The sequence below is a fragment of the Bradyrhizobium jicamae genome, assembly GCF_018130215.1.
Lineage (GTDB): Bacteria > Pseudomonadota > Alphaproteobacteria > Rhizobiales > Xanthobacteraceae > Bradyrhizobium > Bradyrhizobium jicamae_A.
This window is the reverse complement of record NZ_JAFCKQ010000070.1, coordinates 22270-28288: the sequence shown is the minus strand read 5'-3', so window position 1 is coordinate 28288 and position 6019 is coordinate 22270. Positions and strand designations below refer to the sequence as shown.

Annotated in this window: 4 protein-coding genes and 1 pseudogene; 2 read left to right on the top strand and 3 right to left on the bottom strand. The window is 59.4% G+C overall.

What is annotated here, in order from left to right; genetic code table 11:
• Window positions 1-149: 149 nt before the first annotated feature.
• Window positions 150-1340 (bottom strand): GNAT family N-acetyltransferase, encoded by a 1191-nt coding sequence (locus JQ586_RS37775; RefSeq protein ID WP_212399722.1) that lies wholly within the window; start codon window positions 1338-1340, stop codon window positions 150-152.
• 768 nt (window positions 1341-2108) lie between these two features.
• Here JQ586_RS37775 and JQ586_RS40910 point away from each other — a divergent pair.
• Window positions 2109-2449: pseudogene (locus tag JQ586_RS40910) on the top strand (NYN domain-containing protein); the annotation flags it as partial.
• On the opposite strand, the gene JQ586_RS37770 reads toward JQ586_RS40910, so the two are convergent.
• The gene (locus JQ586_RS37770; RefSeq protein ID WP_212399721.1) at window positions 2401-3132 is read right to left on the bottom strand and encodes a hypothetical protein; all 732 of its coding nucleotides are present in this window, start codon (window positions 3130-3132) and stop codon (window positions 2401-2403) included. The pseudogene JQ586_RS40910 and the gene JQ586_RS37770 sit on opposite strands and share 49 nt — an antisense overlap.
• A gap of 420 nt (window positions 3133-3552) precedes the next feature.
• Between JQ586_RS37770 and rseP the strand changes: the two genes are divergently transcribed.
• Window positions 3553-4692, top strand: a complete 1140-nt coding sequence (gene rseP / locus JQ586_RS37765; RefSeq protein ID WP_212399720.1) for an RIP metalloprotease RseP — start codon at window positions 3553-3555, stop codon at window positions 4690-4692.
• A gap of 360 nt (window positions 4693-5052) precedes the next feature.
• On the opposite strand, the gene JQ586_RS37760 is transcribed toward rseP, so the two are convergent.
• A complete protein-coding gene (locus tag JQ586_RS37760; RefSeq protein WP_212399719.1) occupies window positions 5053-5928 on the bottom strand; it encodes an acyltransferase in 876 nt (291 codons plus the stop codon).
• Window positions 5929-6019: the final 91 nt, after the last annotated feature.

Below are 6019 nucleotides of genomic sequence, written 5' to 3'. Positions count from 1 at the left end.
ACGATCTGCGGCGCCAGGCTGACGCGTTCATCGATCTGGCCGATCTGCGGCTCGAGATCGCGCGCCGTGTTCCTTCCGCCCGCCAGGGTTGACCCTCGTCCGCGCACCTACAAGTTGCAAAACCGAACTTTTCCTCTTGCGCACCTCGACTATGCGGCTTGGCGAAACATGCTGCGCAGGTTCTGCGCGACCCCGAGCAGCGCCGGATTGCGTTTCACGAGGCGCCTGGCACCGCTTACCCCGGACATCGCGCCGGCGGCCAGCCGGCCGAGCGCGGTGAGCGGGATATTACTGTCGAAGGTCGGCTCGTCGTCCTTGCAGAATTCCCGCTTGTAGTCGTCCGAGCCGATCCCGAAGTCGAAGGAGCAACCGTGCTGACCAATAAAACGATCGATGATGTGGCGCATCAGAAGCAAGCCCGGGCTAAATCTCGCATTTCCGGACAGAGTGTAGGTGTTGAACATCGTCGAGAAGCGGTTGCCATCTGCGACCACGGCCCAGATCGCAATCACTTCCTCGTCGCATTCAAGCGCATGGATTTCGATGACGCGGCCGCCGTAAGGCAGCTTTGTCTTGCAGGCGGCGCGGATGAATTCGCTCACGCCCGGCTCGGCGAACACGTTGTGCAGCTTCTGCCTGACCAACCGCTGGGATTTCACGCGGAAGAACCAGTCGAGTAGGCGGGTGATATCGGCGTCCGCGGACGCAATGTGATAGCGGTAGCCGGCAAGCGGCTGCAGCTTGCGCTCCTTGTTCCGCAGGCGGCGACGGAGGGAATTGCTGATCAGGTTCGCCGCCGTCGCGCCGGACCTGATCGTGCGCAACGGGCAATCGAAGGCCAAGGGTTCATGGGGCAGGAGCCACAGCGGGTTTTGCAGGTCGCGCCAATGTAGCGGCTGTTGGCGCAGCGCCAGGACATCGACTTCGTCGCTCATGGCGAGCATCGCTAATAGCGCCTTGAGATCAGCTTCGGTGGCCGCGGCAGCGAACTCGCGCTCCCACAGGCCCATGTTGAAGTTTGCATGCGTGCCGCCCATGAAACTCGCGCAGCGCACGCCAAGGGTTGTTTGCAGGGCAAGTGGCAGCAAGCCCCGTGGCCGGCCGGCTGCATCGCGCGCGATGACGATGAACGGCGACAGCCCCCCGCGCTCACCGACCTCACGCTGCCACGGGGCGAGGAAGTCGAACCGCTGATAGGGCGTCACGGAATGGTTTGGGCCCTCAAAGCCGCGCCAGATCGTCTCCGCGGCAGCGAGATTGTCGATGATATCGACGGAAGCGATGCGCTTTGTTTGCGACCAAACATTTGCCTGCGCGGCCCGGCTTTCGATCGCAATCATGCTCCCGCCATCCGATCTGGGAAATCTTTTATGACTTCTTCTGAAATTCGAAGTAGCAGGGTTGGCTTGGCAATATGAGCAGGCAGCACTCTCACGACGGAAAGGACTGAGAGTCTTCATTCGCGTCGATCATCAGGTGCTTATCAAAGATCGAGAACCAGCACGCTAATTCGACTTTACAGCACAGGTAGGTGGCACAACGTCACACCCATTTCGGGGTAGGAACCGGGAACTCGGGCCGCCTCGCGCAGTTCGCTTGGTGCGAACCGCAAAATCGATTTTAATTTCAATGACTGCCTCTACCTCCGGTTACCTCTAACAGGATTGCAGACCACAGGTGCGGAAAACGCAGGTCTCGACTGCATTCGAAAACGGCGGGGTTTGTATCAATCGCCTCACACTGCGTTGCAAAGCGGTTCAGTTGATCCGCATCGAGAGTCGCGCTCCGCTGTGGCGCGCGCCAGTGATTTGAATTTCTTGGCGCTGTTTGGGCGGCCCTTCGCCGACTTTTCTCCAAACACATGAGACGTACCGCCTGTGCAGCAACCAGAGCCGGCGAACGGACGATCGACAAGCCGGGCAATTGATGTGCGGCATCATCACGGAGCCGGCTGAGGAAATCCGCATCGAGGGCAAGAGCACCTGGGCTGACCACTACCTGATCAGGCCCGCACGGCAGTCAGCCGGTTGGCTGATAAGAAAATGGGCATGTCCTCAATCAGTCGTTTTGCGTGCCCGTGAGGAAGGCTCCAACCCCTTAAGCCCTATTTCTCCGGCGACGGCGGGTTCCGCCGGTTGGTCGAGGCAATGCAACGCCGCGGCGTGCGCGTCACGGTGGTACGGTCGCAAGCCGATCGACGACAACCTCCTACGATCTGCGGCGCCAGGCTGACGCGTTCATCGATCTGGCCGATCTGCGGCTCGAGATCGCGCGCCGTGTTCCTTCCGCGCGCCAGGGCGTGACCGCCGTCAACGCTCGGGGGGACGGCGCAATGCCGGTTGCTTGGTCGCGCGGATTGTTCTGGATTGTTATTGCGGTTCCGCCAATTGCGCCTTGCATTTACTCGGCGACTTGGACCCAATCGCCCTTGGTATTCTTCATATCGTGATATTTTCTGCCGGTGTCCCAGTCGACGCATTCTCTAACGTCATCGGAGACGTTGCTTTCGCAAACTTCCCGCCGCGTGATGTTGCCTGTCGTATCCTGGCCGACGGTGGCGACGCCGCGTCGACCGTCGCCGAGCAGATAAGCCACGGTCATGATGCACTCGCTGGAATCTGGTTTGCAGAATCGCGACATCGCTGCGCTTCCCCGATTCTGCTCGGTGGAAACGGTGATGGCCCGGTCGATGAAGGCATTCCACGAATAATTGGTCGTCTCCGCACTGGGGTGCGAAGTCGAAGACGGCTGGCTCGTTTGATCAGGTGGCGGTTCGGCGGTCGCAATAACTGCCGGGGTGCTTCTGGCCTGCTCGATATTCCGGATAATCCTGACCCCCATCGATCGAAGCTCTCGAGCGTCGAGCCATGCGATCTGCCTTGGCGGCGTGGAAACCATCTGACCTATGATCGGGGAGGGGACGCCGAGCTCCCGGGCAAAGCGAGCCATGGACAGGGTCGCCGCATCCGAGAGCGCGGTCTCCTGACCGCCGCGCTCTGATGCCTTGTGGACGCCGATCATCGCCCCTTCGCCGGCAAACCTGGGATCGCCGGCGGCGAATGCCAGGAAGCAGGCCGACGCACAAACCGCACCCGGGCTGACGCTGGTCGAAAATCCCGCGACCTTGATCATCCCCGCCAATCTTGCGCCCTCCGCAAGTCGGCCACCGGTCGAATTGAGCCGAACACTCTCGACGGTCTTTCCGGCCGCCTTTGCCTTGTTGACGGAAGCAACGAACAGATCCGCATCGCCCGGCTGGAGTTGCCCCTCGATCTGGATAACGACGCGGCCCTCCCGGCCGGGGGAGGTCGTTATCTCGGACGAGGCAACCGGCGTACCGCAGCAGAGCGCAGACGCTGTTGCGAGCCCAATTGCGCAACTCCGTTTCATCAAAGCCTGACCCTCGCTTCCGCCAAATCTCCTGCAGGCCGATCAGGGACGCAAGCCTTTTCGCAAGTTTCGCGGCGGTTGAGTCGCTAAATTTACGAATCGCGCTAATATTCGTGAGGTCACGCTGCGCGGGCGTCGAAAGACTGGACAGGAATTGGCATCATGGCGGTAATCGGAAGTCTGGCAAGCTCGAGTATTTGGCTCGCTGGTTATCTCGTCCCGTTCGTATTTGTTCTGTCTATCGTCGTTTTCTTCCACGAGCTCGGCCACTTCCTGGTCGCGCGATGGTGCAAGGTCGAGGTCACGGCGTTCTCTGTCGGATTTGGTCCTGAGTTGTTCGGGTTTACGGATCGCAAGGGCACGCGCTGGAAGGTCTGTGCGATTCCTCTTGGTGGATTTGTCAAATTCCTGGGCGACGGGAATGCCGCAAGCCTTGGCGACTCCGCGAGCTCACTTGACGTGCAAAAGCGACGGGCAACCTTTGCCGGCGCTTCAGTTGGCCGGCGGCTGGCAATTGTTGCTGCTGGCCCGATCGCAAGCTTTCTCCTTGCCGTTTGTATTTTTTCTGGCGAGTTGATGTTGTTCGGAAGGCCGGTCACGCTGGCGCGCATCGCAGAGGTCCGGCCAAACAGCCCAGCCGCCGCAGCCGGTTTCCTGCCGGGCGACATTGTGGTCGCCGTCGATGACGTGAAGATTGATGGGTTCAACGAACTGATACAACTCGTCAGCGTCAGCGCCGGGCAAACCCTCAGGATAACGGTCGACCGGCAGGGCTCTCGCAGGGTACTCGATGTGGCTCCGGCTGTTACGGAGACTAGGGATGCCCTGGGCAACGTCACACGGATAGCGCAAATTGGGATAAGCAGGTCGGCGGCGCCGGCGGATACGAGAATCGAGCAAATTGGTCCGGCCCGAGCCATCGAGCTTGGGGTCAACCAGACATGGTTTATCGCGGATCAGACGCTCCAATATTTGCTTAAGGTCGTCGTGGGCCGGGAATCCACCGACCGGCTGGGCGGTCCAATCAAGATCGCGCAGATTTCCGGTCAGGTTGCCACGTTTGGACTTACGGCTCTCCTGGAGCTTGCCGGCATGTTGTCGGCCACCGTAGGATTGATCAATCTGCTTCCCATTCCAGCGCTCGATGGCGGACACCTCCTGTTCTACGCGATTGAAGCGGGGCGTGGCCGACCGGTCTCCCAGAACGTCCAGAAATGGGGGATGAGGACCGGCCTGGTGTTGGTTCTCGTATTGATGATTTTCACAACCATCAGCGACGTCGTTCGGCTGTCGGCCTCATGATGAGCGGGTGGTTCTAGAAATAACCGGTCAATCCGTGTGAAGTCTGGATTGTCGACTCTTGCGCGCCAGAGGTAAATCACCGCCACATCGTCGGCGTAGATACGTCATCGATGTGGTTAGTGCGACATCACGCGGTAAACAAAAAATTCGGCACGCGAGCCAATGAAGGCGGGTGCGCCCGAGAATATCAGGATCGCCTCCAAAGCTATTATCTTGAAGGCGAGGACGGGCCTCAGCTGATCGAGCCACTATAGGGGACTCTCGAGCCATTGTGCGGGCTTGTAGGTCGCCGCAGTGCAACTGGCGCGCAGATCCTTGGTGGCTCGCGCTACCTGACTCGGGCCCATCCGGCCAAGCAAGTCATCTGGGCGCGACGTCACGATTGTCACTTGAAGGCAATGGAGTTATCCGCGCCGGGCGATGCCATCCGAGAATCCATTGAAAGCGCGGGAAGCCGTCAACCCGCCGCGAAGCGGAGATACTTGGCTTTTCAATCCAACGCCAAACGAAATAACCCAGAGCAAGAGCAGACGGGAGCCCGATCAAAGCTGCGGTCCATGGTCCGAACCAGCGCCATAGTAATGTAAGCACCAGCCAATGGGACAGATAAAGACTGTAGGAGATTTTTCCCAGCCATTGCGGAACTGAAGCCTCCAGGATGCGATTCTGAAACTCCCACCGGTGCAACGCGGCGCCGCCCAAGAAGAAAATGCCCACTGACATCGCAGGATAGGCCTGAACCGCCAGCGCGAAAACGGCGAAGCCGATCACCAATTTGCGAAACGTCCCGGACACGATCCAGACGATCAGAGGCATGAAGAGCATTGCCCAGGCTTCTACCGTAAGGGACCAACTTGGCGGATCAACCCCATGGAGATTGGCGGGATCGCTGGGATAGTGGATTGGATACCAGAAGAACTCAGACCAAATTGGCTGTTTGCCTGCGATCAGATAACCTGCTCCGAGACAAGCGGCATAGACCGGCCAGAGGCGAACAAAACGACGCAGCAGGAAGGTACCGAAGCGTCCGTTCCACCCGCGCGTAAGAACATAGCCGGAAAGCGCGAAAAAGATGAAGACGCAAACGTTGGCGACGGGAAATAGCCAGTAAGCGCCTATCGGAGCCGTAGCATGATGAACAAGCACCGTGAAAGCGAGAATGCCACGAAGCCCATCGACCGCCAGGAGGCGTTGGGCTCTGCGCGTGGAATCGAATTCGCCAGGTTGGCCAATCAAATCACTTGGGCTCCGAAAGATCGAAGAACAGAAATGATCGCTTCACTCAAGCCTCAACAGACCGCAACCTCATCAGCAAAGCAAGAGCGCT

Coding starts and splice junctions, on each gene's coding strand:
- rseP (WP_212399720.1), top strand. CDS start 3,553: ATGGCGGTAATCGGAAGTCTGGCAAGCTCGAGTATTTGGCTCGCTGGT.
- JQ586_RS37770 (WP_212399721.1), bottom strand. CDS start 3,132: ATGATCAAGGTCGCGGGATTTTCGACCAGCGTCAGCCCGGGTGCGGTT.
- JQ586_RS37775 (WP_212399722.1), bottom strand. CDS start 1,340: ATGATTGCGATCGAAAGCCGGGCCGCGCAGGCAAATGTTTGGTCGCAA.